24 protein-coding genes are annotated in these 23,672 nt (G+C 59.8%); 16 read left to right on the top strand and 8 right to left on the bottom strand.

Going from position 1 to position 23,672, the window contains the following annotated elements; translation table 11 throughout:
- The first annotated feature begins 27 nt into the window (after window positions 1–27).
- From FXO11_RS19655 to FXO11_RS19620, 8 genes are all read left to right on the top strand, one after another.
- The gene (locus FXO11_RS19655) at window positions 28–894 is read left to right on the top strand and encodes an energy transducer TonB (RefSeq protein WP_148864628.1); all 867 of its coding nucleotides are present in this window, start codon (window positions 28–30) and stop codon (window positions 892–894) included.
- An 88-nt stretch (window positions 895–982) separates the two neighbouring features.
- Window positions 983–1,552 carry a YqgE/AlgH family protein gene (locus FXO11_RS19650; protein ID WP_202980262.1) on the top strand — a complete coding sequence of 190 codons (570 nt, stop codon included), beginning with the start codon at window positions 983–985 and terminating at the stop codon, window positions 1,550–1,552.
- Entirely contained in the window at window positions 1,545–1,973 is a 429-nt protein-coding gene (gene ruvX / locus FXO11_RS19645) for a Holliday junction resolvase RuvX (protein WP_148864627.1), read from the top strand. Before FXO11_RS19650 ends, ruvX begins: the two co-directional genes overlap by 8 nt.
- A 223-nt stretch (window positions 1,974–2,196) precedes the next feature.
- Window positions 2,197–2,721, top strand: coding sequence for a bifunctional pyr operon transcriptional regulator/uracil phosphoribosyltransferase PyrR (gene pyrR / locus FXO11_RS19640; RefSeq protein WP_148864626.1), 525 nt, complete (start codon window positions 2,197–2,199; stop codon window positions 2,719–2,721).
- Window positions 2,722–2,723: 2 nt separating this feature from the next.
- Window positions 2,724–3,731 carry an aspartate carbamoyltransferase catalytic subunit gene (locus tag FXO11_RS19635; protein WP_148864625.1) on the top strand — a complete coding sequence of 336 codons (1,008 nt, stop codon included), beginning with the start codon at window positions 2,724–2,726 and terminating at the stop codon, window positions 3,729–3,731.
- Window positions 3,728–5,017, top strand: a complete 1,290-nt coding sequence (locus FXO11_RS19630) for a dihydroorotase (RefSeq protein WP_148864624.1) — start codon at window positions 3,728–3,730, stop codon at window positions 5,015–5,017. The genes FXO11_RS19635 and FXO11_RS19630 overlap by 4 nt, the downstream gene beginning before the upstream one ends.
- 154 nt (window positions 5,018–5,171) lie before the next feature.
- Window positions 5,172–5,453: a hypothetical protein gene (locus tag FXO11_RS19625; protein WP_148864623.1), complete on the top strand. Its 282-nt coding sequence runs from the start codon at window positions 5,172–5,174 to the stop codon at window positions 5,451–5,453.
- Between the two features lie 175 nt (window positions 5,454–5,628).
- Window positions 5,629–6,663 carry a putative solute-binding protein gene (locus FXO11_RS19620; protein ID WP_148864622.1) on the top strand — a complete coding sequence of 345 codons (1,035 nt, stop codon included), beginning with the start codon at window positions 5,629–5,631 and terminating at the stop codon, window positions 6,661–6,663.
- Between the two features lie 66 nt (window positions 6,664–6,729).
- Here the strand turns inward: FXO11_RS19620 and FXO11_RS19615 are convergent, their stop codons facing one another.
- Window positions 6,730–7,005, bottom strand: coding sequence for an HU family DNA-binding protein (locus FXO11_RS19615; protein ID WP_148864621.1), 276 nt, complete (start codon window positions 7,003–7,005; stop codon window positions 6,730–6,732).
- Between the two features lie 323 nt (window positions 7,006–7,328).
- On the opposite strand from FXO11_RS19615, the gene FXO11_RS19610 reads away from it, so the two are divergent.
- The 3 genes from FXO11_RS19610 to FXO11_RS19600 all read left to right on the top strand — a co-directional run bounded on the left by FXO11_RS19610 (window position 7,329) and on the right by FXO11_RS19600 (window position 11,578).
- A complete protein-coding gene (locus tag FXO11_RS19610) occupies window positions 7,329–8,372 on the top strand; it encodes a hypothetical protein (RefSeq protein WP_227545982.1) in 1,044 nt (347 codons plus the stop codon).
- A 36-nt stretch (window positions 8,373–8,408) separates the two neighbouring features.
- Window positions 8,409–9,428, top strand: coding sequence for a putative solute-binding protein (locus FXO11_RS19605; RefSeq protein WP_227545981.1), 1,020 nt, complete (start codon window positions 8,409–8,411; stop codon window positions 9,426–9,428).
- Window positions 9,429–9,514: 86 nt separating this feature from the next.
- Window positions 9,515–11,578, top strand: a complete 2,064-nt coding sequence (locus tag FXO11_RS19600; protein WP_227545980.1) for a TRAP transporter large permease subunit — start codon at window positions 9,515–9,517, stop codon at window positions 11,576–11,578.
- 97 nt (window positions 11,579–11,675) lie between these two features.
- Here FXO11_RS19600 and FXO11_RS19595 read toward each other — a convergent pair whose 3' ends face one another.
- From FXO11_RS19595 to mutM, 6 genes are all read right to left on the bottom strand, one after another.
- Window positions 11,676–13,208, bottom strand: a complete 1,533-nt coding sequence (locus tag FXO11_RS19595; RefSeq protein WP_148864617.1) for a phosphoenolpyruvate carboxykinase — start codon at window positions 13,206–13,208, stop codon at window positions 11,676–11,678.
- Window positions 13,209–13,415: 207 nt separating this feature from the next.
- Complete coding sequence (gene hslO, locus FXO11_RS19590; protein ID WP_148864616.1) at window positions 13,416–14,267, bottom strand: Hsp33 family molecular chaperone HslO; 852 nt, start codon at window positions 14,265–14,267, stop codon at window positions 13,416–13,418.
- An 80-nt stretch (window positions 14,268–14,347) separates the two neighbouring features.
- Window positions 14,348–14,752 carry a ribosome-associated heat shock protein Hsp15 gene (hslR, locus tag FXO11_RS19585; protein WP_202980261.1) on the bottom strand — a complete coding sequence of 135 codons (405 nt, stop codon included), beginning with the start codon at window positions 14,750–14,752 and terminating at the stop codon, window positions 14,348–14,350.
- 69 nt (window positions 14,753–14,821) lie between these two features.
- On the bottom strand, window positions 14,822–15,502 hold the full coding sequence (gene yrfG, locus FXO11_RS19580; RefSeq protein ID WP_148864614.1) for a GMP/IMP nucleotidase: 681 nt from the start codon (window positions 15,500–15,502) through the stop codon (window positions 14,822–14,824).
- Between the two features lie 109 nt (window positions 15,503–15,611).
- Window positions 15,612–15,938, bottom strand: coding sequence for a hypothetical protein (locus FXO11_RS19575; RefSeq protein ID WP_148864613.1), 327 nt, complete (start codon window positions 15,936–15,938; stop codon window positions 15,612–15,614).
- Between the two features lie 141 nt (window positions 15,939–16,079).
- On the bottom strand, window positions 16,080–16,895 hold the full coding sequence (gene mutM / locus FXO11_RS19570) for a bifunctional DNA-formamidopyrimidine glycosylase/DNA-(apurinic or apyrimidinic site) lyase (protein WP_148864612.1): 816 nt from the start codon (window positions 16,893–16,895) through the stop codon (window positions 16,080–16,082).
- Window positions 16,896–17,416: 521 nt separating this feature from the next.
- Between mutM and FXO11_RS19565 the strand changes: the two genes are divergently transcribed.
- Window positions 17,417–18,595: a DesA family fatty acid desaturase gene (locus FXO11_RS19565; RefSeq protein ID WP_148864611.1), complete on the top strand. Its 1,179-nt coding sequence runs from the start codon at window positions 17,417–17,419 to the stop codon at window positions 18,593–18,595.
- Between the two features lie 74 nt (window positions 18,596–18,669).
- Here the strand turns inward: FXO11_RS19565 and rsmD are convergent, their stop codons facing one another.
- A complete protein-coding gene (gene rsmD, locus FXO11_RS19560) occupies window positions 18,670–19,299 on the bottom strand; it encodes a 16S rRNA (guanine(966)-N(2))-methyltransferase RsmD (RefSeq protein WP_148864610.1) in 630 nt (209 codons plus the stop codon).
- Between the two features lie 231 nt (window positions 19,300–19,530).
- On the opposite strand from rsmD, the gene ftsY reads away from it, so the two are divergent.
- The 4 genes from ftsY to rpoH all read left to right on the top strand — a co-directional run bounded on the left by ftsY (window position 19,531) and on the right by rpoH (window position 23,593).
- Complete coding sequence (gene ftsY / locus FXO11_RS19555) at window positions 19,531–20,760, top strand: signal recognition particle-docking protein FtsY (protein ID WP_148864995.1); 1,230 nt, start codon at window positions 19,531–19,533, stop codon at window positions 20,758–20,760.
- 41 nt (window positions 20,761–20,801) lie between these two features.
- On the top strand, window positions 20,802–21,494 hold the full coding sequence (gene ftsE / locus FXO11_RS19550; RefSeq protein WP_148864609.1) for a cell division ATP-binding protein FtsE: 693 nt from the start codon (window positions 20,802–20,804) through the stop codon (window positions 21,492–21,494).
- Window positions 21,484–22,476 carry a permease-like cell division protein FtsX gene (gene ftsX, locus FXO11_RS19545; protein WP_148864608.1) on the top strand — a complete coding sequence of 331 codons (993 nt, stop codon included), beginning with the start codon at window positions 21,484–21,486 and terminating at the stop codon, window positions 22,474–22,476. Before ftsE ends, ftsX begins: the two co-directional genes overlap by 11 nt.
- Window positions 22,477–22,726: 250 nt before the next feature.
- On the top strand, window positions 22,727–23,593 hold the full coding sequence (rpoH, locus tag FXO11_RS19540) for an RNA polymerase sigma factor RpoH (RefSeq protein ID WP_148864607.1): 867 nt from the start codon (window positions 22,727–22,729) through the stop codon (window positions 23,591–23,593).
- Window positions 23,594–23,672 lie beyond the last annotated feature (79 nt).

Below are 23,672 nucleotides of genomic sequence, written 5' to 3'. Positions count from 1 at the left end.
CCAGCAGTGGTTGAGTAAGTGGCGAGCATGGCTGTCCAGGTCAGTGATTTTGATCGTTTTTCCTTCACCCTTTTTATGGCGCTGGCCCTGCATGCGGTCGTGGTGCTAGGCATCTCGTTTGCGCCGGACGACCCGGTGCCAGCGGCTGAAACGCTGGAAATCACGCTGTCTCAGTTTGATGACGAGGACGCCCCCGAAGACGCAGATTTTCTCGCCGCCACCAGCCAGAAAGGCAGTGGTACCGAAGAAGAAAAGCAGGACCTGACCACCACGCATCAGGCGCCCTTGCAGCACAGTCAGGTGCAGCAGGTTCAGCCCGAGCCGGTAGCGCAGAAAAAAGCGGAGCCGGAGAAGCAGGTAGCCAAGGAGGTCGTAACCACGACGGCTCAGACTCGCCCTGCAGCGCAAGCGAAGCCCGAAGATGAGCCCATTGAGGAAGCGCCGGATGCCCAGAAGAAGAGCTTGATGCAGCGCAGTCTGGAGATCGCCAGCCTCGAGGCGCGTCTGGACCAGCAGCAGCGGGCTTACGCCAAGAAACCGCGCATCCTGCGGGTGACGGCAGCATCCACGCTGAAGTCGGAGAACGCCTGGTACGTGCAGAATTGGGTCAGTAAGGTGACCAAAGTCGGTAATCTGAACTATCCGCCGGAAGCACGAAGCTCCGGAATCTACGGCTCGTTGCGAATGGTGGTGGTGATCGAGAGGGATGGCAGCGTCAAGGACGTCGAGATTCTCAACTCCTCCGGTAGCAAGGTGCTGGACGATGCCGCTATCCGAATCGTGCGTTTGTCGGCGCCCTTTGCGCCCTTCCCGCCGGAAATGCGCGAGCAGGCAGACCAGCTTGAGATCATTCGCACCTGGTCGTTCCAGCGCCGGGGCCTGACCTCCGGTTGATCGCTCCAGACGTCGCTATCCTGTCCAGAGGCTTCCGGGCTTGCGCTAACGGCTTGCGTATTTATTCGCGGGACAGGACACTGACGCCATGACCAGATCGCATACGACTACCGAAGACACACTGCGAAACCGCCTGCTGGTGGCTTCGCCCTACCTCCAAGACCCGGGCTTCCACGGGGCTGTTATTTTTGTGTGCGAGCACAACGCCGACGGCGCTATGGGGCTGGTCATCAACCGGCCACTGGACATCAGCGTCGGCGAAGTGCTCGAGCAGCTCGATCTGGACGGGGAAGAGATCAACGCGCCGGTCTATGCCGGCGGTCCGGTTCAGCCGGAACGGGGCTTCGTACTGCACCGGCCGTTCGGGGACTGGCAAAGCTCCATGGCGGTGACCGATCAGCTCACCATGACCACATCACGCGATATCCTCGAAGCCATCGGCTGTGGCGAAGGACCGTCTGAGTTCCTCATGGCGTTGGGCTACTCCGGCTGGTCCGATGGCCAGCTTGAGGAGGAACTTTCCGGCAGTAGCTGGCTGGTGTGTCCGGCCAATCATGACCTGCTGTTCCGGGTCGAAAGTGATGATCGCTACGCCGAGGTCATGCGCATGATGGGCATCGACCTGAGTCAGCTTACCGATACGGTGGGCCATGCCTGATAGTGGCTTGCGCCGGGTCATGGGCTTCGATTTCGGTACCCGCCGTATCGGCGTTGCCGTTGGCCAGGAACTCACCGGCACTGCCCAGCCGATCGCCATGCTCAAGGCCCGGGACGGTATGCCCAACTGGGACGAAATCACAACTCTGGTAGCGGAGTGGCAGCCGAAGCTGTTCGTCGTTGGCCTGCCGCTCAACATGGATGGCACCGAGAGCGAGATGAGCCTGCGCGCCCGTAAGTTTGGCAAGCGCCTGCATGGCCGTTATCACCACGAGGTCGTGATGGTCGACGAACGCCTGAGCAGCTTCGAGGCCAAAGGTGAAGTCCTGGCCCGCGGCGGCTCCCGGAATTTCGGCACGCACGGCGTGGATGACCTGGCAGCGGTGGTGATCTTGGAGGGCTGGTTCGCCTCGGGGACCTAAGAAGCCTCTGGAAAAGTCCATTCTGCGGCGAATCACTGCGTTGCGCGGTGCTCAAACACTCGCCTACCAGCAAGGTATGCCTCGCGTCTTGCGCTCCGTGCGCCTTGCGCTTCATCCACAGCCTGAACTTTTTCAGAGGCTCCTAATCCGGACGCGGCCTTGGCGCTGCTTTCGCCGATGACCTCGTGATAGACTAGCGCCGCTGTCTGGACAGGGGAAATCAATGACTGCATTGCTGAAGGTTGATGCGCTGCTGGATGACTTGGAACAAGGCCTGCGCGATGTACTCCAGGCGCGAGGCATCGAGCGCCCGGTTTTGATTGGTATCCGCACCGGCGGGGTCTGGCTGGCGGATATCCTGCACAAACGCCTGGGCCTGGATGAGCCTTTTGGCGAACTCGACATCTCATTCTATCGGGACGACTTTTCCCGTATCGGGCTGAATCCCAAGGTCCGGCCTTCCCACTTGCCTTTCGAAACCGAAGACCGGCACATCGTTCTGGTGGACGACGTCGTCATGAGCGGGCGGACCATTCGCGCCGCCATGAACGAGATTTTCGACTACGGCCGGCCGGCCGGCATCGTGCTGGCGGCACTGATCGATCTGGGCGCCCGGGAGCTGCCGATCCAACCGGACGTCGTGGGTCAGCGGCTTAGCCTGAAAGCAAACGAGCGGGTCAAACTCAAGGGACCGGATCCGCTCAGCGTGGAACTGCGTCAAGCCGACGCCAGGCCAGAAGGAGCTTGAGGATGATGACCACCGACGCCTCCGCCCGCGCTTTGCAACTGAATGCCGAAGGCCAGTTGCGCCACTTTTTGACGATCGACGGCTTGGACCGTCCGTTACTGACGCAGATCCTCGATACCGCCGATTCTTTCATCGAAGTCGGCGAGCGCCGTATCAAAAAAGTGCCCCTGCTGAGAGGGCGGACGGTCGTCAATCTGTTCTTCGAATCCAGTACTCGCACCCGCAGCACCTTCGAACTGGCCGCCAAACGTCTCTCCGCCGACGTGCTCAATTTGGACATCAGCACATCGGCTACGTCCAAGGGCGAGTCCCTGTCCGACACCCTGCTCAACCTTGAAGCCATGGCCAGCGATATGTTTGTGGTGCGCCATTCCCGTAGCGGTGCGCCCCACTTTATCGCTCAGTCGGTGACCCCCGGCGTAGCCATTATCAACGCCGGCGATGGTCGCCACGCCCACCCGACCCAAGCGATGCTGGATATGCTGACCATTCGTCAGAAAAAGCAGCGTTTCGAGGGCCTGAAAGTCGCGATCGTCGGAGATGTCCTGCATTCACGGGTGGCCCGGTCGCAGATTCGCGCGTTGAACACGCTGGGTGCGGATGAGGTCCGGGTGGTCGGCCCAAGTACATTGCTGCCGCGAGAGGTGGAGAGCCTGGGCTGTAAGGTGTGCTACGACATGCGCTCGGGTCTGAAAGATATCGATGTCATTATTATGTTGCGCTTGCAGCGTGAGCGGATGGAGGGCGCGTTGCTGCCCAGCGAGCGCGAGTTCTACAAGGTATACGGTCTGAATACCGATAAGCTGGCCTACGCCAAGCCGGAGGCTATCGTCATGCACCCCGGACCAATCAACCGCGGCGTGGAAATCGAGTCCGCGGTGGCCGACGGCCCGCAATCGGTGATTCTCAATCAGGTCACCAATGGCATCGCGATTCGTATGGCGGTCATGTCCATGGCCATGAGCGGCCAACGGGCCCAACAGGGACTGGAAACAGGGGTGAACGCATGAGTCATCCCTCCTTGAGAATCGAGCATGGCCGGGTGATCGATCCGGTCGCGGGTCTAGATGCGGTGCAGTCCTTGCTAATCCGCGATGGCAAGATCGCCGCCACCGGAGCCGAAGCGGATGCCGCTCATGCCGATGCCGTGCTGGATGCCGCCGGGGGATTGATCGCTCCCGGTTTTATCGATCTTTATTGCAACCTGCGCGAGCCCGGCAATGGTCAGAAGGGCTCCATCGCCAGTGAAACCCGGGCGGCGGTCCGGGGCGGGTACACCACCGTCTGCGCGGCGCCGGACACCTCACCGGTGAATGACTCCAGCGCGATTACCCATCTGATTCGCGATGTGGCCGAGCGTGATGCACCGATCCGAGTGCTACCGCTCGGCGCGGCCACCAAAAACCTGGCGGGTGAGCTGCTGAGCGACATGGTGGGGCTCTCTCACGCTGGATGCGTGGCCTTCAGCAATGGCCCGGCGCCTCTGGTCAATGCCCGGGTTCTACGCCGTTGCATGGCCTACGCCAAGACCTTCGGCATGACCCTGATGCTGCATCCCCAGAACCGGTCGCTGGCTGCCGATGGTTTCGCCCACGACGGTCTGGTCACCGCGCGGCTGGGGCTGTTAGGTATTCCCGAAGTGGCGGAAACGGCGTCGGTGATGGAACTGATCCTGCTGGCAGAAGAAACCGGTGTGCGCCTGCACCTGAGCCAGCTCTCCTGCGCTCGCAGTGTGGAGATGGTAGGCGACGCCCGCGCGCGTGGTGTTGCTGTCACCGCGGACGTGGCGATGCACCACTTGGTGCTGACCGAGGAGGCGCTGGCCGGTTTCGATAGCCGCTTCCACGTAGAGCCGCCATTGCGCTCGGAAGGCGACCGGAAGGGATTGATCGAAGGCGTACGTGCCGGCGTGATCGATGCTATTGTCAGCCAGCACCAGCCCCATGATCCCGCTGCCAAGAATGCCCCGCTGGGCGACACCGAGCCGGGTTTGTCGAGCATCGAAAGCGTGCTCTCCCTGGGCCTGGGGCTGGTCGAGCGCGACGAGCTGGATCTGGTCTCTTTGGTGCGCGCCTTGACCGCTGGCCCCGCTGGAGTACTGGGCCTGACGCCGACCGGGTTCAGTGCGGGGCAGGTGGCCGATCTGTGTTGGATCGATACCCATGCCATCTGGACGCCAGGCGCGCAGTCCTTGTTCTCGGTGGGCAAACATGCCCCCATCCTGGGTGAACCGCTGAAGGGTCTGGTTAACCGGGTCTGGTGTGCCGGTGAGCAGGTGTATACCCGTCAGGACTGACTTTCGGCCTGCCGATCGTGTAGGGGCCTGCTACACTGATCTACGGGGACCGGTCGTAGGCAACGCCCGGTATAACCGATTAGCGAGCCGGCACGCCGAGCCACCCGTAGTGCTGCGGGTGGTGTGGTAGCCGCTCAAGAAACCGGAGATAGGCATGGGATTTCTCTCGTTCATCGCCTTGTTGGCGATTATTTGGCTTCTTTGGACGCTCTCCCGCAACACCTCGGACGCCCTCGATAAGCAAACCGCCCTGCATCACCAGATGGTGGCCCTGGAGAAGCGGCTGGAAAGCTTGGTCGAGCAAATGGCTGAGGATAAGAAAGCCAAACCCGCTACGCGTAGCCGGCGGTCCGGCGGCTCTAAAAGCGGAACTGGTTCAAAGACTGGCGCAAAAGCTTCCGCGCCCTCCACCAAGACCGACACCAAGTCGGCTTAGAACAGACCCCGCTGGACGGGGTCTCCCTGCCGGTTCAGGCGCCGCTCCGTTGACCAGTGGCAGGAGCGCCCCGGCGCCTGAGTCGCTACTGCCAACGTAACCCCTCCGGGGCATTCCTATTCTGGTCCGACAAGAACGTGTCTGGCCTGACAAGAATAAGTAGGAGTGCTTCAGCATGTTGAGCAAGTCTTTCGCGCATCGTTTCTCAGGTGCTGTGCTTTTCCTCAGCTTGGCGCTGGCCGGCGCCGCCGGGGCCCAGGAAAATGTGCAGGAACAGGAATTCCTCAAGCGCAGTTTCTGTATCTTCGATCCGGTCGGTGCGAACGGCCCCCTGTTCGCCATTGCCAAGACCTTCAAGCCCGTCGCCCTGCGCGAGGGTATTGAACTGGACCTGCGTGCCTACACCGATGAAAAAATAGCGGCGGAAGACTTCAAGGCGGGGCAGTGTGACGCTGTCCTGTTAACGGGCACGCGCGCCCGGGAATTCAACAAGTTTACCGGCAGCCTGGAAGCCATGGGCGCTATCCCCGGCGAACAGGAAATGCGACTGCTATTCAATACCTTGAGCCAGCCCAAGGCCAAGCCCCTGCTCACCAACGAGCGCTACGAAGTGGCCGGTATCTTTCCCGGCGGCGCCGTCTATCTGTTCACCCGGGACCGCAACATCGACACCGTGGAAGAGCTGCAGGGCAAGAAAATTGCCACGCTCGACTACGATACAGCCTCGCTGACCATGGTGCGTCACGTCGGCGCCTCCGTGGTGGGGGCGAACTCAGCCAGCTTCGCCGGTAAATTTAACAACGGCTCGGTGGACATCGCCTATGCGCCAGCCGTGGCCTATACCCCGCTGGAACTCTACAAGGGCGTACGGCCGAGGGGCGGTGTCTTCAAGTATGCGGTGGCCTACATGAACTTCCAGGTGATCCTGCATCGTGACCGCTTTCCGGATAACGCCGGCCAAATGGTGCGCGACGAGGCGATTAATCGCATCGAAGAAGCCTACCAGATCATCGCTCAGGCTGAGGCCGAAATCCCCGAAGAGACTTGGATGCATCCGCCCCAGGAAGATATTCGTGAGTACGATCAGATGCTCCGCGAGGTTCGTTTGTCGTTGTTGGAAGACGGTGTCTACGACGAGCGGGCGATTCGGCTGATGAAGGCGATCCGCTGCCGGGTCGACGGGGCTCGCGCCGAATGCGCATCGAGTTGAAGCAAAGAAGCAGGCCGGTCACGGGATGATGGGTAAGTAATGAGGGGTGACCGGCCTCTCGGAGATTTACTTGGCGACTGCGTCTTTCAGCGCCTTGCCAGCCTTGAAGCCGACGGTCTTGCTCGCAGGAATCTTCATGGTCGCGCCGGTTTGCGGGTTGCGGCCGGTGCGGGCCTCGCGCTTGCGAACACTGAAGGTACCGAAACCGATCAGTGATACGTCTTGGCCCTTGGCGGTCGCCGCCTGAATCTGGTCGGTAAACGCCGTAATCACTTCACTCGCTTTGTCCTTGGTCAGACCGGTCTGCTCTGCGATTGCACTGGCAAGTTCGGGTTTGCGCATGAATATCTCCTTCATTATTGGTAAGACGGCGTCCCTGGAGTGAACTGGGTGAACGCCGACGACTGCAACCGAGCGGGTGCCCGGCCATAGCTTACAGATATAGCCATTTACGCGGCGCTGTCAAATACCTGTGCATGAGCTTCGATACCGGCTTTGAGGCACTCGTCTCACAAAATCGTCGCTGAGTTGAGGATAATCCCGGGTCTGTAACATATCGTTACAGAGTGTTTTTGCGCAAACAGTAGCCGGACAGCGGACTCAGCGGCGCTTTAGAAAAGCGGACAAACAAGAATATAAAGGTGAAGGGCTGTATGGAAACAACAATGAATATCCGCGTAAGTCGACTGATCCGTTTGCGCGCCTGGCTTATGGCGGCGACCGCCAGTGTCGCGCTTAGCGGCTGCGGTGTCGTCAATCACATGATCTACAAGACCACCGGCGACGTGATGCAGGGTTTCTCCAAGTCGCATACCGTGCCCTACCTACTGCAGACCGGTGATCTGGAAATGGCCTGCGCCATGAGCGAGTCGGTGCAGCCGCTGCTCATGTCGTTCGGCCGGGTAACGACTCATCCGGACCAGCTCGCGGTCATGATGAGTTTACAGGCCGGCGGTTGTGCGGAGGATCGAGGCCGGGAGGCGGAATTGCAGAGCCTTGCGGCCTTGCGCGCCCGCAATCCGGAGGAGGCAGAGGATGCGATCATACGCCAGAAGCGCCACTACGCACTGGCAGCGCAACGCTATTTCAAGGGTTGGCAGCATTTTCAGGCCTATTACGGCGATCCGGAAGCCGAAGAATGCCCCGATTTCGATGAGGACCTGGACGAATTCATCTATTTAGCCGGCTTGCTCTCCGGCCTGCAGGCGTTGAACGCGGAGATCCAGTCGACGGCGCCCGTAGGCGTACCCAAAAATGTCGGCTCGGTCGTGGCGCGGGCCACCAGTTGTCTAGACAACGAGAAGTGGTGGGGGGCACCCATGGGGTTGCGAGCTACGGTCTGGGCCATGATTCCCGGCGCCCAACCGGCCGGAGAAGATGCCTTCGAACGCCTACAGGCCTCCGACGCCCTCGGTGAGGCTGCCGGTGTTCGTATCAGCCATGTTTTCCACGCGATCGCGGCCTGGAACAAGAGCGACATGGACCAGGTGCGCGACGTCATTCGCCGCCATGCCGAAGCCATCGACAAGCGGCCGCCCGCTGAAGATTGGGTGCTGGTGGACCAGCTCGCCACTCACAACATACTGGCGATATCCGACAAGCTGTGGATGGAGAACACCGGCCATCGCACGCCGATGGGCGGGCTTGGCACATTCTGGGACGACGAGGCACCCACCGGCGAAGTCATTGACCTGGACTCCCTACTGTAGCGGCAACGATAACGATAAAAAATGGAGACACTCAACATGACACACGGAAAGCTGGGCCTGGGTGCCCTTGGACTTTGGCTGCTGCTGGGCGCCAGCCTGGTCCAGGCCAACGCCGGCGAGATGGTCAAGCGTTCGTTCTGCGTGTTCGATCCGATCGGTTCGAACGGTCCCTTGTTTAACGTCATGAAGTCGGTTCGACCCACGGCGATGGGGTGGGGCGTAGACCTGGCATTGCGGGCCTATACCGACGAGAAAATTGTAGCCGAAGAGTTCAAGGCCGGTCAGTGCGACTCGGTATTGTTGACCGGCACTCGGGCGCGGGAGTTCAACAGCTTTACCGGGAGCATTGAGGCGCTGGGGGCGCTCACCAGTGAATCCCAGATGCGCATCCTGCTGCAAACCCTGGCTCAACCATCGGCGGCGACACTGCTCAGACGGGATAACTACGAAGTTGCCGGAATACTCCCTGCTGGTTCCATATACCTGTTTATTCGTGACCGCGAGATCGACACCGTGGGAGAGCTGCAAGGCAAAAAAATAGCCACGCTGGATTATGACAATGCCGCCGTCACCATGGTGCGTCATGTGGGCGCTTCGGTGGTGGGTGCCAATTCCGCCAATTTTGCAGGCAAGTTCAACAACGGCAGCGTCGACCTTGCATACGCTCCGGCTGTCGCCTATACGCCACTCGAGCTCTACAAGGGCGTCAATCCCGGCGGCGGCGTCTACGCCTACAAGCTGGCACAGATGACCTTTCAGATTATTCACCACGCCGACCGCTTCCCGGCCGGCTACGGCGACAAGGTCCGCGCCCATGCCTTCTCCCGCGTGGATGAAGCCTATGGCTTGATCGAGTCTGCGGAGAAGGACATACCGCAGCAGACCTGGATGCATCCCACCGAACAGCAGATTCAGGAGTACGACCGGATGCTGAGGGACGTGCGCTTGAGCCTTCGCGAGGAGGGCACCTACGACGCGCGCGCATTGAAGTTGATGCGGGCGATTCGCTGCAAGGACGATCCAACCCGGGCGGAGTGCGCGATTGCTGCAGAGTAGCGTCGGCCGGGCTCGAATAACAACAACCGCACCAGCAACAGGGCACGAATTTGATGTCTGCGAGCGTATTGAGCGAGAGGGGAAGGTTGGCCCGACGCACCGGCCGGGAATGGTTTTCGTCTTTCCCGGTCTGCATCCTGCTACTGCTGGTGGTGATCTTCTCCACCAGCAGTGACATCCACAACCAAATGCTGCGAGGGGGGGAGCAGCTTTGGAGCGGCTACTACAAGTTGCGCGTCGACCTGGTCGAGCCCACCTGTCATCCCAACCGCAATATCGAGGCGGAGGTTCAGCGTCAGGTTCGCGAAGCCCGGCAGGCACCCTCCGATCCGTTAATGGGACTGCTCGGAGAGCAAACCGTCAATCCTGCGGATATTCGTGCAGCGGTGGAAAACGCCGCCGCCCTATGCCGGGAGAGGCACGCCGAATTTGCCAGCTTGCAGGGCCAGATGACACCGGCGCTTGAGGTTTATCGGGCTGTCGAGGGCTTCGTCGCCGACGTGATCGCGCTGGGGCTCACCTCTCAGCGCTATATTCTGGTGGTGCTGGTCATGCTGTGTGCCGCCACGGCGACGCTGACCCGGCACCATATTGCCATGCGGGCTATCGAGACCCGCCTCGACTACACCGTCTCTTACTTCCTGCAGACCGTCGCCAACGTGATGCTGTTGGGTTCGAGCGTGCTGTTCCGCCAGACCTCCCACGATGCCGGCGCGGACATCACGATCGAGCGGGAGATCCTGCACGACCTGTGGATTGTCGGCTTTGCCGCCCTCACGCTGGTCAGCCTCTATCGCCTGATGCGGCCACCGGCTGACCTGCAAGAGGGCGGTGACCTGATGAAAGCGGGTCTGGCTGTACCCCTTTATACCGGAATGTGCCTGATATCGGGCACCTACTTTGCCTTGCTCGGCCACGCCTCCGGGATCGGTGTCTACCTGGATAAGATGATGGAGCTGTCGGACATGTTTTTGAATGTCGCGCTCTACGTATGGGTGGGCATGATGCTTAAACAGACCCAGCTTGCCACACTGGTGTTCAACGCTTTTCGTCCCTGGCGCATGCCGCCGGAAATGCTGGCGGTGGTGGCGGTCGTTGTCGCGGCGGTGCCCACCGCCTATACCGGGGCGTCGGGAATCTTCGTTATCGCCGCCGGCGCAGTGATCTACAGTGAGTTGCGCGCCGCCGGCGCTCGCCGCCATCTGGCTTTGGCGGCCACCGCCATGTCCGGTTCGCTGGGTGTCGTGCTGCGTCCCTGCTTGCTGGTGGTGGTGATTGCTTATCTTAATCGTGAAGTAACCACCGACGTTCTGTTTGGCTGGGGTATCTGGGTTTTCCTGCTGACAGCAGTGATGTTTTTGGTCGTGTCCCTAACCGTCAACCGCCAGAGCCGGTTCGAACTGGCGCCGGCCACCGAAGCGTTCCCGGCTATGCTACGCGCCTTGGCGCCACTGATGCCTTATGTGCTCGTCATTGCCGTTGTGGTTCTGGGCTATCGCTGGGCGCTGGATGTGGGCATGGATGAGTTCTCGGCGCCACGTATTCTGCCGGTGATCATGCTGGCGATCCTGGTCTACGAGCACCTGGCTTTTCGTAAGGACTCCCGTAAGAGCACCCGCAAGGAGTCGGAGTTCAATCACCAGGGCATCGAGCGGAGCGTTCGCGGCGCGACCAACGATACCACCTCGGAAATCGGCGCACTGCTCCTGCTGCTGGGGCTGTCGGTGAGTATTGGTGGCGTGATCGAGCGCGCGGAGATCATGCTGATGTTCCCTCAGGCATTCGATAGTCCGTGGACGGCGATGCTGCTGATGGTCATGGTGTTGGTTGTGCTGGGGATGATCATGGACGCGTTCGGCGCGGTGATCCTGGTCAGCGCCACGGTGGCGACCATCGCTTACAGCAGCGGTATCGAGCCCATTCATTTCTGGATGACCACCTTGGTCGCCTTCGAGTTGGGCTACCTGAGCCCGCCGGTGGCATTGAACCATCTGTTGACGCGCCAGGTAGTGGGGGAAGCGGAAGTGTCGGCGGCGCTATCCGAGGACGGCACCTTCTACCAGCGTCACGAGCGCATCATCATGCCGTTGATCGTGATGGGGATTTCACTGGTGCTGGTGGCGTTCGTGCCTTTGATGTTCTATGCGTGATGCTCTTTTGCCAAGGGGCATCGGCTACACACGACGGTCAACACAAACAAGAAAGGCGCCTGAAGGCGCCTTTCTTGTTCTGGTTTTCTAAGATCCCTTAGAGCTTGGGACCTGCCGCCACAATAGACTCGGCGACATCGAACTTGGTGAAGTTGTCGACGAACTGGCGGATCAGCTCCTGGGCCTTGGCGTCGTACTCTGCCGGATCGCTCCAGGTGTTGCGCGGATTCAGCAGTTTGCTGTCGACGTTCGGTACCTCTACCGGTACGTCCAGGTTCAGCTTATCCAGATGCTCGGTTTCCACATCGTCCAGCTTGCCATTCTGAATGGCGCTGATGATGGCGCGGGTGGTGGGGATGCTGAAGCGTTCGCCCACTCCGTAAGGGCCTCCGGTCCAGCCCGTATTTACCAGGAAGACCTTGCTGCCGAATTCCTCCATCCGCTTCATTAGCAGCTCGGCATAGACGCCAGCCGGGCGCGGGAAGAACGGTGCGCCGAAACAGGTGGAGAAGGTGGATTTCAGCTTCGACGAGGAACCCATCTCGGTGGAGCCCACCAGGGCGGTGTAACCACTCAGGAAGTGATAGGCCGCAGATTCCTTGTCGAGGATCGATACGGGCGGCAGGACGCCGGTCATGTCGCACGTCAGGAAAACGATGGCCGAAGGTTCGCCGGCGCGGTTTTCCAGAACCCGCTTCTCCACGTGCTCCAGCGGATAGGCGCAGCGGGAGTTCTCGGTCAGGGACACGTCGGTATAGTCCGGCTCGCGGGTCTCGTCGTCGATGGTCACATTTTCGACAATGGCGCCGAAGCGGATGGCGTCCCAAATGATGGGTTCGTTCTTCTGGCTGAGGTCGATGCACTTGGCGTAGCAGCCGCCTTCGATGTTGAAGACCGTGCCGGGTCCCCAGCCATGCTCGTCGTCACCGATCAAGTGACGATCGGGATCCGCTGAAAGTGTGGTCTTGCCGGTACCGGATAGACCGAAGAACAGACAGGTTTCGCCGTCGTCGCCAACGTTGGCGGAGCAGTGCATCGGCAGCACGTCTTTCTCCGGCAGCAAGAAGTTTTGCACCGAGAACATCGCCTTCTTCATTTCACCGGCGTAGTGCATGCCGGCCAACAGGACCTTGCGCTTGGCGAAGTTGATGATGACGCAACTCTCGCTGTTGGTACCGTCACGCTCGGGTTCGCACTGGAAGTTGGCCGCGTTGAGGATCTGCCATTCCTGTTTGTCGGACGGGTTGAAGCTGTCGGGCCGGATAAACAGATTACGGCCAAACAGATTTTGCCACGCCGTTTCCGTGGTCATGCGCACCGGCAGGTAGTGCTCCGGGTCGGATCCGACGTGCAGATGGGACACAAATTGAATCTTGTCCGCCATAAAGGCTTCGACGCGATCCCAGAGCGGATCGAACTTGTCGGCATCGAAAGGGCGGTTAATGGGACCCCAGTGAATTGCATCGGAGGTGCTGGGCTCCTCGACGATAAACCGGTCCATCGGTGAACGCCCGGTGCGCTTGCCGGTCTTGACGACCAGGGAGCCGTTGGAAGCCAGACGACCTTCGTTGCGTTCCAGCGCCAGTTCAACCAACCGTGCTGAACTCAAATCTGTGTAAGTGTTACTCACTTCGACCTCGCCCTAGAGGATGTATTCGAAATTGTTCGATCCGACGCAGGGGGCGGGATTAGCCGCAGCCCGAAACTGGCGGTTTTGTGAACAATCGGCTTAACGCAGGCGCGCTATTATGCCAGAGACCCGGGTAAAAAACGACTTCCCGCTAAGCCGCATGGTTGTGGGCTTTGCGGACAATCTGGTCGGGTAAAATCAACCCGGTCAGTGCAGCGAATGCCCATGAAACAACTGGTCAATATCATTGCGATCGAAGCGGTACTGGGTATGGCAAAACTGACAGTCCATTTCGATGCTGCCCTGTTCGTCGAGGATGCTGTAGCACTCCTCTTTGCCAATCGACTCGAGCGCCGCCAAGGTGCGTTCCCGTGAGCAACTGCACTGAAAACGGACAGGCTCGGGGTCGAACAGGCGTATCGTTTCCTCATGAAACAGGCGATGAAGTACTGTTTCACTATCCAGTTCGAGCAGTTCGTCTGCTTTGAGCGTGGCAGCCAAGTGGCCGACACGCTGCCAGAGGTCTTCATCCTGCGATTTGTCGCCTGGCAGGCGCTGCAGCAATAAGCCGGCTGCCTGGCTTCCATCGGCGAACAGGAATAAACGCGTTTCGATTTGCTCCGAACGTTCAAAGTAATCTTCCAGGCACTCGCTGAGCGTGTCGTGTTCCCGGGGCACCACCCCTTGGTAGCGCTGGCCCTGGTCCGGCGTAATCGTGATGGCCATGCGGCCAGGCCCCAGCAGCTCATCGAGGCTGCGCCCTGTCGGCGGGGTCTCGAAACGCGCGATACCGCGGATCGCCCGGTCATGACTACATTCTGCAAGCAAGGTGCGTACCGGACCCTCACCCTGCGCCTGAATAGAGAGAGTGCCTTCGAACTTAAGCGTGCCGCTGAGCAATACGCTGGCCGCCAGGGTTTCGCCTAGCAGGTGCTGAATGCGTTCGGGGTAGGCGGTTTGGGCAACAATCTCCTGGAAACTGTTGGACAGGCGCACCCACTCGCCGCGGACCTGACTGCCATCAAACAGGAAACGTTGGAATTGGTCGTCCAAAGCCATGAAAGGACCTCTTGCAGGACAAAAAAAGTGACTGGGACACAATAAAGGTGGGGCCGATCATATCGAACATGCCGACAGGCTCACAGTCCGTGTTGGTCGCGAAAGCGTTGGATATCGCGGCGATCTTTCTTGGTCGGGCGCCGCGCCGGCGGCATTCGAGCGGCTTGCATGGTTTTACGCTGCCAAGCCAGCTCTTCGCGCTTTTTTACGCTGTCCGGCGTTTCGTGGTATAGGGCCTGGGCTTCCGGCGCGCCACGGCGACGATCGCTGATATCGTCGATAATGACTTCCTTTTCCTGATGCCCCAGACGTAGCCGAAGGCGCGCGCCGATCTCAACCACTTTGCCAGGCTTGGTGCGCTGACTGTTGTAGTGAACCTTGCCGCCTTCGATAGCTTCCTTGGCAAGGGTTCGGGTTTTGTAGAAACGTGCGGCCCAGAGCCATTTGTCTAGCCGCACCCGTTCGCTGGTTTCCGTTGAACTCATGATGCTCCAGTCGCCGATATCGACGTCATCACGTTGGGCGTGGTCAATCCTGCTTTCAGTATAACCCGATCAGCTCGATGTGGGGACGGGCTGAATGTGTTCGAGGATTTCATCGAAGTGTCGGATGCCGGGTAGGTTCTCGATCGCTGCGCGCTCAGGCATCTGGCTGTCCGGTGCCAGGATGGCGAGCAGATGGGCAATGCCGGCGCGGCGCGCACTTTCCAGTACGGGCAGGCTGTCATCCACCATCAGCGTGCGCTGCCGGTCGTAGGGCTCGATGCGGTCCAGGTCCGTCCAGAACTGCACATCTTCTTTGGGACGGCCCAAATCATGGGTGGAGACAACGCGGTCCACGTGCCGGTCCAGGCCGGTGCGCTCCAGCTTGAGCTCCAGCGGTTTAGGATGGCAGTTGGTCACGATGACGCAGCGCCGGCCGCTATGACGCAGGGCCCCAAGAAAAGACTCGGCGTGGGGCCGATAACCAATACGGTCGGCCACCTCTCGCTTGAGCGCGGTGATGTCCACGTCCAGCCGGTCGCTCCAGTAATCCACGCAATACCATTGCAGCGAACCTTTTTCCGACTCGATCATGGATACGATGGAAGTGCGCGCCTCGTCGGGATCGACGGACTTGAGTGCCGCGTAGCGGCGGGGTAGGTGGACCAGCCAGAAGTGGCTGTCGAAGTGCAGATCCAGCAGTGTCCCGTCCATATCGAGGAACACGGTATCCAGCGCCGACCAGTTAATCATTGCAGCAAATCCGAGATTGAATATTCACTGCAAGCGTGCCCCAGTCGGCGCCGTGGAGCAATACGTCAATGCCGCGACGGGCACGATTGACGGGGACCGTTGACCAGCACTATTCCTGAGCGATGGCTTCCGGCTTGCGGCCGGAGGTGGTGCAGCCCAGGCAGCGAACGAACGTCGCCTTTGCCGGACCGACGACCAGGGTCTCGCCAGCTTCAGCTGCGTTGCCGCCGAGCAGCGAAAAGGGCAGGGACACCAGGTAGACGGCGCTGCCAACAACCGTCGTGACCAACAGTAGCGGGCGTGCAATCAGCGCATCGCCGGTCATCGCCAGGGCAGAAGGTTCTTCTTCCAGCGTATTAGCGTGGCCGATGGACGCAAACGCCATCAGGCTCAAGGCGAGCGTCATCGTGATAGCGCGGGAAATCCGGGAAATCATGTGCTTCTCCTGATCTGCTGACCATCCAGCGTGTTCCCATCCCACGGGATCAGCAGGACTTCATGGCCGATATTTTTAACTATGAACGATATTTGTGCATTTTCAAACGCTTTTTTGTGGCAACGTGTATCTGTATGAAATCTACCGCTGGCACTTCCCGCAATAGACCGTCGAGCGCTGGCCCAGCCTGATTTCCTTGAGTATGGCGCCACAATGGCGGCAAGGCTCGCCCCCTCGGCCGTAGACGCTCAGGGATTGTGCAAAGTAGCCCGGTTTACCGTCGCTGTTGACGAAGTCCCGCAGTGTGGTGCCGCCCATCAAGATGGCTGCCGTCAGAATTTCGCGAATCGACTCCACCAGCCGCACCATACGCGCACGTCCCACCTTGCCTGCCGGACGCTTGGGGTGGATGCCGGCCATGAACAAGGCCTCGTTAGCGTAGATGTTGCCTACGCCGACCACCACACGACTGTCCATAATAAGCGCTTTGATCGAGGTCGTTTTGCCGCGCGATATTTGATAAAGCCGGTGTCCGGTAAAGGCGAGCGGATCGAGGGGTTCGGGGCCCAGGTGACTAAGCAAGGGGTGCGTGTCCGGCTCATCGCTCCAGAGCCAAGCACCAAAGCGGCGTGGGTCGTTATAGCGAAGGAGCTGGTTCTCGCCCAGCTCCAGCTCGACATGATCATGGGTCAGGCGGGGTGAGCCGTCGGTGACGATCCGCAGGCTGCCGGACATGCCCAGGTGAATCATCAACGTGCCATCATCGAAGCGCACGAGCAGGTATTTGGCCCGCCGGTCGACCGCTAACGGTATGGCGCCGGTTAGCCGCTCGGCCAGATCCTCGGGGATTGGCCAGCGTAACCGCGGTTCGTAGACTCTCGCGGCCCGGATGATGCGATTTTCCAAAAAAGGCGCGACGCCGCGCCGGGTCGTTTCGACTTCGGGCAGTTCGGGCAAGGGCAGATCCTCTGGATATGTGGGGTGCGTGGCTGTGGTGTTTAGCTGTCGCCATTGGCGGGAAAGGCCACTGCTTTGCGAATTTTGCGTCCCTGCTCGGGAATGTCAATTTGGAGCCTGGGACGTCAGACGTCATGGGTAGGTCGCGCGGCACACGGTGCGATAGAGAATGCAATAGGATCGTGCAATAGATAAGCACAAGAGTAGGATAGTACCGCAAATAAAACAGTGCGGCAGAGACGGGATCATGCAATAGAAATAGAGAAATGCAGCAAAAAAATTGCAGTCACTGAAACGGTCGGAAATCGCCTGGTTACAGGCCTGCGCATGTCGTCACACAAACTACATATAAACCCGGATTGGGTTGTTGTAGCTTACAACTGTACGCTAGACTTCTTAAGCCCGGGCGCCCCTTATAAACCATAACGAAGTGGCCTTCCGGGAACGTCAGGTTTGCCGAAAAAGCGGAGAGATCAGGGAATTTCTTTTCGCCCACGCCTTTTCTCTGAGGGTTCTCTACTATGTGGTACAACGGTCTTCTGGACCTGTCGGTGTGGCAGCACGTGCTCGTCGCCCTGGGACTTACGCACGTGACTATTGTGAGCGTCACGCTCTACCTACACCGCCACTCTGCGCATAATTCGCTGGACCTGAATCCGGTCCTCAAGCATTTCTTCCGCTTTTGGCTATGGCTGACCACGGGTCAGAACACCAAGGAGTGGACCGCAATTCATCGCAAGCACCACGCGATGTGCGAAACCGAGAACGACCCGCACAGCCCGGTCGTCCGTGGTCTGAAAAAAGTGCTGACCGAAGGTGCCGAACTCTACGAAGCTGCAGCCACGCCGGAAACACTCGAGCGTTACGGTCAACGCACGCCGCAAGACTGGATCGAGCGTAAGGTTTATACCCCGCACAAAATGCTGGGCGTTGCGCTGATGGCGGTGATCGATCTGGCGCTGTTCGGTGTCAACGGTATCTGGATCTGGGCGGTGCAGATGCTTTGGATTCCGGTCTGGGCTGCGGGTGTCATTAACGGTATCGGTCACTATTTTGGTTACCGCAACTTCGAATGCGCCGACAATGCCCGCAATATCGTGCCCTGGGGTATCGTGGTCGGCGGCGAAGAGCTGCACAACAACCACCACACTTACCCCAACTCGTCCAAGCTGTCTCGTCGCTGGTACGAGTTCGATATTGGCTGGGGCTATATCCGTGTGTTCCAGCTATTCCGTCTGGCCAAGCCCAAAGGCTATCGTCCGATTGCTCATCAGGTGCCGGGCAAGGACAGCGTTGACGTGGAAACGGTGCAGGCTATCGCCAACAACCGGTTCGACATTATGCGCCAGTACCGTAAGCGCGTATTGGAGCCGGTGCTGCATCAGCAGAAGCAGCTGATGGAAGAGGATATCAAACCGATGTACCGCCGTGCCCGCAAGCTGCTGACGCGAGAAAGCTCGTTGATCCAGCCCCATGACCAGCAGCACCTTGAGTCATTGCTGGAGCGCAACGCGGTATTGCGCCAAATCTATGATAAGAGTCATGAGCTGCAGGCACTCTGGCGCCGCCGGGGTCTCAAGCCCCAGGAAAAGATGCATGCCTTGGTGGAGTGGTGCCGGGAAGCGGAGGAAAGTGGTATTCGCTATCTCGAGGATTTCGCCGCCCATCTGAAATCCTACGCGCTACGGCCGGCTCAATAAGCGCCTGCCAGAGAAGGCGTCATCGCCCCGCGTTTTCTGCCGTTTGATTATCTAAAGCGGCGGGCGCGGGGTTTTTATTGCCCCACGCGATAAAGCCGGTAGCACACTTGCCCGGCCACTTTCTCACGATGTAGCGACCAGTTCTCCGGAACCGTTACACCGGCAAGTTCGCTCTCATGCTCGATATAGACCCAGCTGCCGTCCGTTACCCAGCCGTTCTCGGCAATCAGCGGCAGTAAACGGGTCAGCCAGCCCTGACGAAACGGCGGATCCATCAGCAAGATATCGAAAGGCGCTAGCGCGGGCTGGGCGAGAAATCCGGCCACATCCTGGCAAATGATCGTGCCGCCATCGGCCTTCAATACGTCCAGATTAGACGCGAGCGCATCGCAAAGCGCGTGGGTGTGGTCAACGAATTGAGTTTCGCGGGCACCGCGGGACAGCGCCTCCAGGCCCAGCACGCCACTGCCGGCGAATAGATCCAGGCAGCGAGCGCCGGGTATCACGGGCATCAGCCAGTTGAACAGCGTCTCTCGCACTCGCGAGGGCGTCGGACGCACACCACCCACTGCCGGGAAGGTGAGGCGACGACTGCGCCAGTCTCCGCCGATAATCCGCAGTTCGCCAGTTTCCACGGTGGTGCCCTTGGAGCGTCGGTTGCCGGCGGGCGGGCGTGGTGCTTTTCGGGATTGCTTACGGGCCATGGGGTTCCTGGATCGAAGCCGGAGTCGTAAAGGATGCGCGCAGTGTACCCAAATCCGGTCCCGGTTTGGACGATCATTGCCCAGCCCGCTAGAATACGCGCGTCTTGATGAGGCGCTCTCGATGATGGTGTCTTGCTGATGTACGAAACAGGACGCCTGGCCTGCTCGGGGCTGATATCCTGCACCACCACAGTTATTTCTCTCACCTCCTGACCAACGGAACTGCGAATGATGATGGCAGAGTGGATTATGATCGGGCTGCTGGCCCTGCTGGTTGTTGTCTTTGTTGCGGAACTGGTGAACAAGCGTCGCCAGCGCCCCCGCCCCGAACCCGTACCCCAGCGCGAGCCGGAAACCCAGCCCGGCGCTACGCCCATCGAAACCGGCAAGAAGGAAGAGGTTGAGCCCGAAGAAAAAGCCGCCGCGCCGGAAGCGCCGGCCGTGGAACCTGCGCCGGAGCCCGAACCCACACCCGCTCCGCCGCCCGCACCAGAGCCCGCGCCGGTTCCTGAACCCGAGCCGGAACCCGAGAAGCCGCCGGTCAGTGTTTTTCAGCGCATCAAGAGTGGCCTGGGCAAGACCCGCGCGAATCTGAGCTCCGGCTTGGCGGATCTGTTTTCGACCGGCAAGACGGTCGACGAAGACCTGCTGGAAGAGATTGAGACGACGCTGCTCACGGCCGATGTGGGTATCACCGCCACCACCGAGATCATCGATTCCCTGACCGAAAAGCTGGAACGCAAGCAGCTCAAGGACGGCGCGGCGGTTCGCGACGCCCTGAAGAACGAGCTGCGCGGTATCCTGTCCGAGAGCACTGCGCCGTTGGAGATTGATGCCGCCAAGAAACCATTCGTCATCCTAGTGGTTGGCGTCAACGGGGTAGGTAAGACCACCACCATCGGTAAGCTGGCGCGCAAGTTCAAGGCCGAGGGCAAGTCGGTCATGCTGGCTGCGGGGGATACCTTTCGTGCGGCGGCGGTGGAACAGCTGCAGGTTTGGGGCGAGCGCAACGAGGTTCCGGTGATTGCCCAGCACACGGGTGCCGACAGCGCCTCGGTCATTTTCGATTCGGTACAGGCCGCAAAATCCCGCGGTGTGGACGTACTGATCGCCGACACGGCAGGCCGGCTACAAAACAAAGACAATCTGATGAGCGAGCTGGAAAAAGTGGTTCGCGTCATGAAAAAACTGGACGAAAATGCGCCCCACGAAGTCATGCTGGTACTGGATGCCGGAACCGGTCAGAATGCCCTGAGCCAGGCGCAGGTGTTCCAGCAAGCGGTGGGTGTGACTGGCGTGACCCTGACCAAGCTCGACGGTACAGCCAAAGGCGGTATCATCTTTGCGGTCGCCCGCCAGCTCAAGCTCCCGATTCGCTATATCGGCATCGGTGAGCAGGCCGAAGACCTGCGTCCGTTCGAGGCGGAAGATTTCGTGGAAGCCCTGTTCGCTGAAGAATAGGACCACTGCGCCGCCGCACTAACCAGACAGGGTTTGAGCAGTTGATTCAGTTCGAGAAAGTCAGTAAACGCTACGAAGGCGGCCACACCGCGCTGCAGGGCGTCAGCTTCGAGATGTCCAGGGGCGAATTGGCTTTCCTGACCGGCCATTCCGGCGCTGGTAAGAGTACGCTGCTCAAGCTCATTATGGTGATGGAGCGCCCCAGCGCCGGCAATGTGATTGTCGGTGGCCAGCGCCTGAATGCCTTGGCTCGCCGCCAGATCCCGTTTATCCGCCGCCATATTGGCGTGGTTTTTCAGAATCACCAGCTCCTGTTCGATCGTACCGTCTTCGATAACGTGGCCATGCCGCTGGAGGTGACCGGCGTGCCCCATCGCGAGATTGGCCGCCGCGTGCGCGCCGCGCTGGACAAAGTGGGCCTGCTCAGCAAAGAGAAGATGAATCCGATCCAGCTCTCCGGAGGGGAGCAGCAACGCGTCGGCATCGCCCGTGCGGTGGTGAACAAACCGCCTCTGCTACTGGCGGACGAGCCAACCGGTAACCTGGATCCGGAGCTATCTGCGGACATCATGCATCTCTTCGAGCAGTTCAGTCAGGTGGGTGTCACGGTGCTGATCGCCAGTCACGATATTGCCTTGATCCGCCACCTGAGACGGCGCGTGCTCACCTTGCGCCATGGCGAGCTGACGTCCGGCGACGCCATGCCCGGCGAAGAGGTGCTCTATGGCGACTGAGCGTCGTTCACGGGGCGCGGCTTCCGCCCACTCGCCCTGGCGGTCGTTGTTTGAGAGCTACTTACTGCATCACCGCAAAACGGCGCACGATAGCGCGCGCCGACTCTGGCGCTCGCCGATTGCCAGCATGATGACATGGCTGGTCATGGGGATTGCCCTGGCGCTGCCTGTGGGGTTACTGCTCTTGCTGTCGAGCCTGCAAGGCGTTAGCGCCGGCTGGGAGAGTACCGCTCGGGTAACGCTGTATATGGAGCAACAGTCGACCGAAGAGGATTTGAGCCGGCTACGCGTGAAGGTCGCCAGTCGCAACGATGTGACCGACGTAACCGTCATCTCCCGCGACGAGGCGTTGGCGGAATTCCGCACGTCATCCGGGCTGGCCGATGCTCTGGATTATCTCGACGAAAATCCGCTGCCGCATACGCTGCTGCTCACCCCCAGTCCGGATGTCCGCAATGCCGACGGCATGCAGCGATTGGTGGATACGTTGGAAGCTCTGGATACGGTAGCCCGGGTGCAAGTGGACTTGGGCTGGCTCCAGCGTCTCAATACCATTACCGATCTGTTAGGCCGGGGCGTCTGGGCGCTGGGCTTGTTGCTTGCAGCGGCGGTTATCCTAGTGATCGGCAACACCATTCGCCTGGCCATTGAGAGCCGGCGTGACGAAATTCTGGTCGCCAAGCTGGTGGGAGGTACCGATACGTTTGTCCGGCGCCCGTTTCTTTACACCGGCGTCTGGTACGGTCTGGGCGGTGGCGTCATCGCCTTCTTGCTGCTGCAGGCAACATTGTGGTGGATGAGTGGCCCCGTACAGCGTCTGGCCAGTCTGTATCGCAGTGAATTCCAGTTGACCGGGCTTTCCTGGGACGGCACCCTTGCGCTTCTCATGGTCGCGGTCGGGCTAGGCTGGTTAGGCGCCTGGCTTGCCGTCAAGCGCCATCTTGACGCCATCGAACCCAACCAGATCGAGGCCAGCCGGTGACGGCCGTTTCGGATTCACCGTATAGTCATCGCGGGGCTGGGGCGTTAGAAATGAATTAACACAGGTGTTCTTCTGAGTGGGGAAGGCGAGTGTAACCTGACACAAGGTTAGAGTTGTTCAGGATTAGAGTTACACAGGACAAGCCTTGTTATTCAAGACTTCAGGGCACGACTCAGGGAACTTTCAGGCGGCTTGGCGGTCGATGGACTGCTTGCTATAGTAATGGGTCGCCACGTTGCGGAGGAAAAGCATGGGTACGAGCTTACAGCTGACAGATCGGATGGTTCCGGGTGCGAACCTCGAAGCCTATATTCAGGCCGCGAGCACGATCCCGATGCTGTCCGCCGCAGAGGAGAAAGAGTTGGCGGAGCGTCTCTATCACGACGATGATCTTGAGGCCGCCCGCCGTCTGGTCCTTTCACATCTGCGGTTTGTTGTTCACATTGCCCGCAGTTATTCCGGTTATGGCTTGGCGCAGTCGGATCTGATTCAGGAAGGTAATGTCGGCCTGATGAAGGCGGTCAAGCGGTTCAATCCTGAATACGGTGTGCGTCTTGTTTCGTTTGCCGTGCATTGGATTAAGGCGGAAATTCACGAGTTCATTTTGCGTAACTGGCGTATCGTCAAGGTCGCGACCACTAAGGCCCAGCGGAAGCTGTTTTTCAATTTGCGCAGCCGGAAAAAGCGTTTGGCCTGGTTGTCCCAGGATGAACTGAACGCCGTTGCCGCCGATTTGGGTGTCGAGCCCCGGGTCGTGCGTGAGATGGAGGGCCGTCTGGCCTCCCAGGACACGGCATTCGATGGCCCGATGGATGATGACGACGACACGGCTTATCAGGCGCCGGCCTATTATCTGCAGGATCGCCGTAGCGATCCGGCGACCCAGTTGGAACAGTCCGACTGGACCGAGGACTCCAATAGCCGGTTGCTTGCCGCACTGTCGAGTCTCGACGAGCGTAGTCAGGATATCTTGCGCGAGCGCTGGTTGACGGAAAGCAAATCCACACTGCACGAACTGGCCGACAAATACGGTGTGTCTGCCGAGCGTATTCGGCAGTTGGAAAAGAACGCTATGAAAAAAATCCGTCTGCATATGGGCGAGGCCGAAGCGGCCTGAGTTAGCCGCTGCAGCGCGGTAATCCCGAACGCCACCGTTTAGCAACGGTGGCGTTTTTGTTTAAGGCCTTGGCGGATAG

Origin of the sequence: Marinobacter fonticola (assembly GCF_008122265.1) — a bacterium.
In the GTDB taxonomy this organism is placed as follows: domain Bacteria; phylum Pseudomonadota; class Gammaproteobacteria; order Pseudomonadales; family Oleiphilaceae; genus Marinobacter_A; species Marinobacter_A fonticola.
Note: the sequence above shows the minus strand (reverse complement) of the source record. Positions and strands in the feature narration are given on the sequence as shown.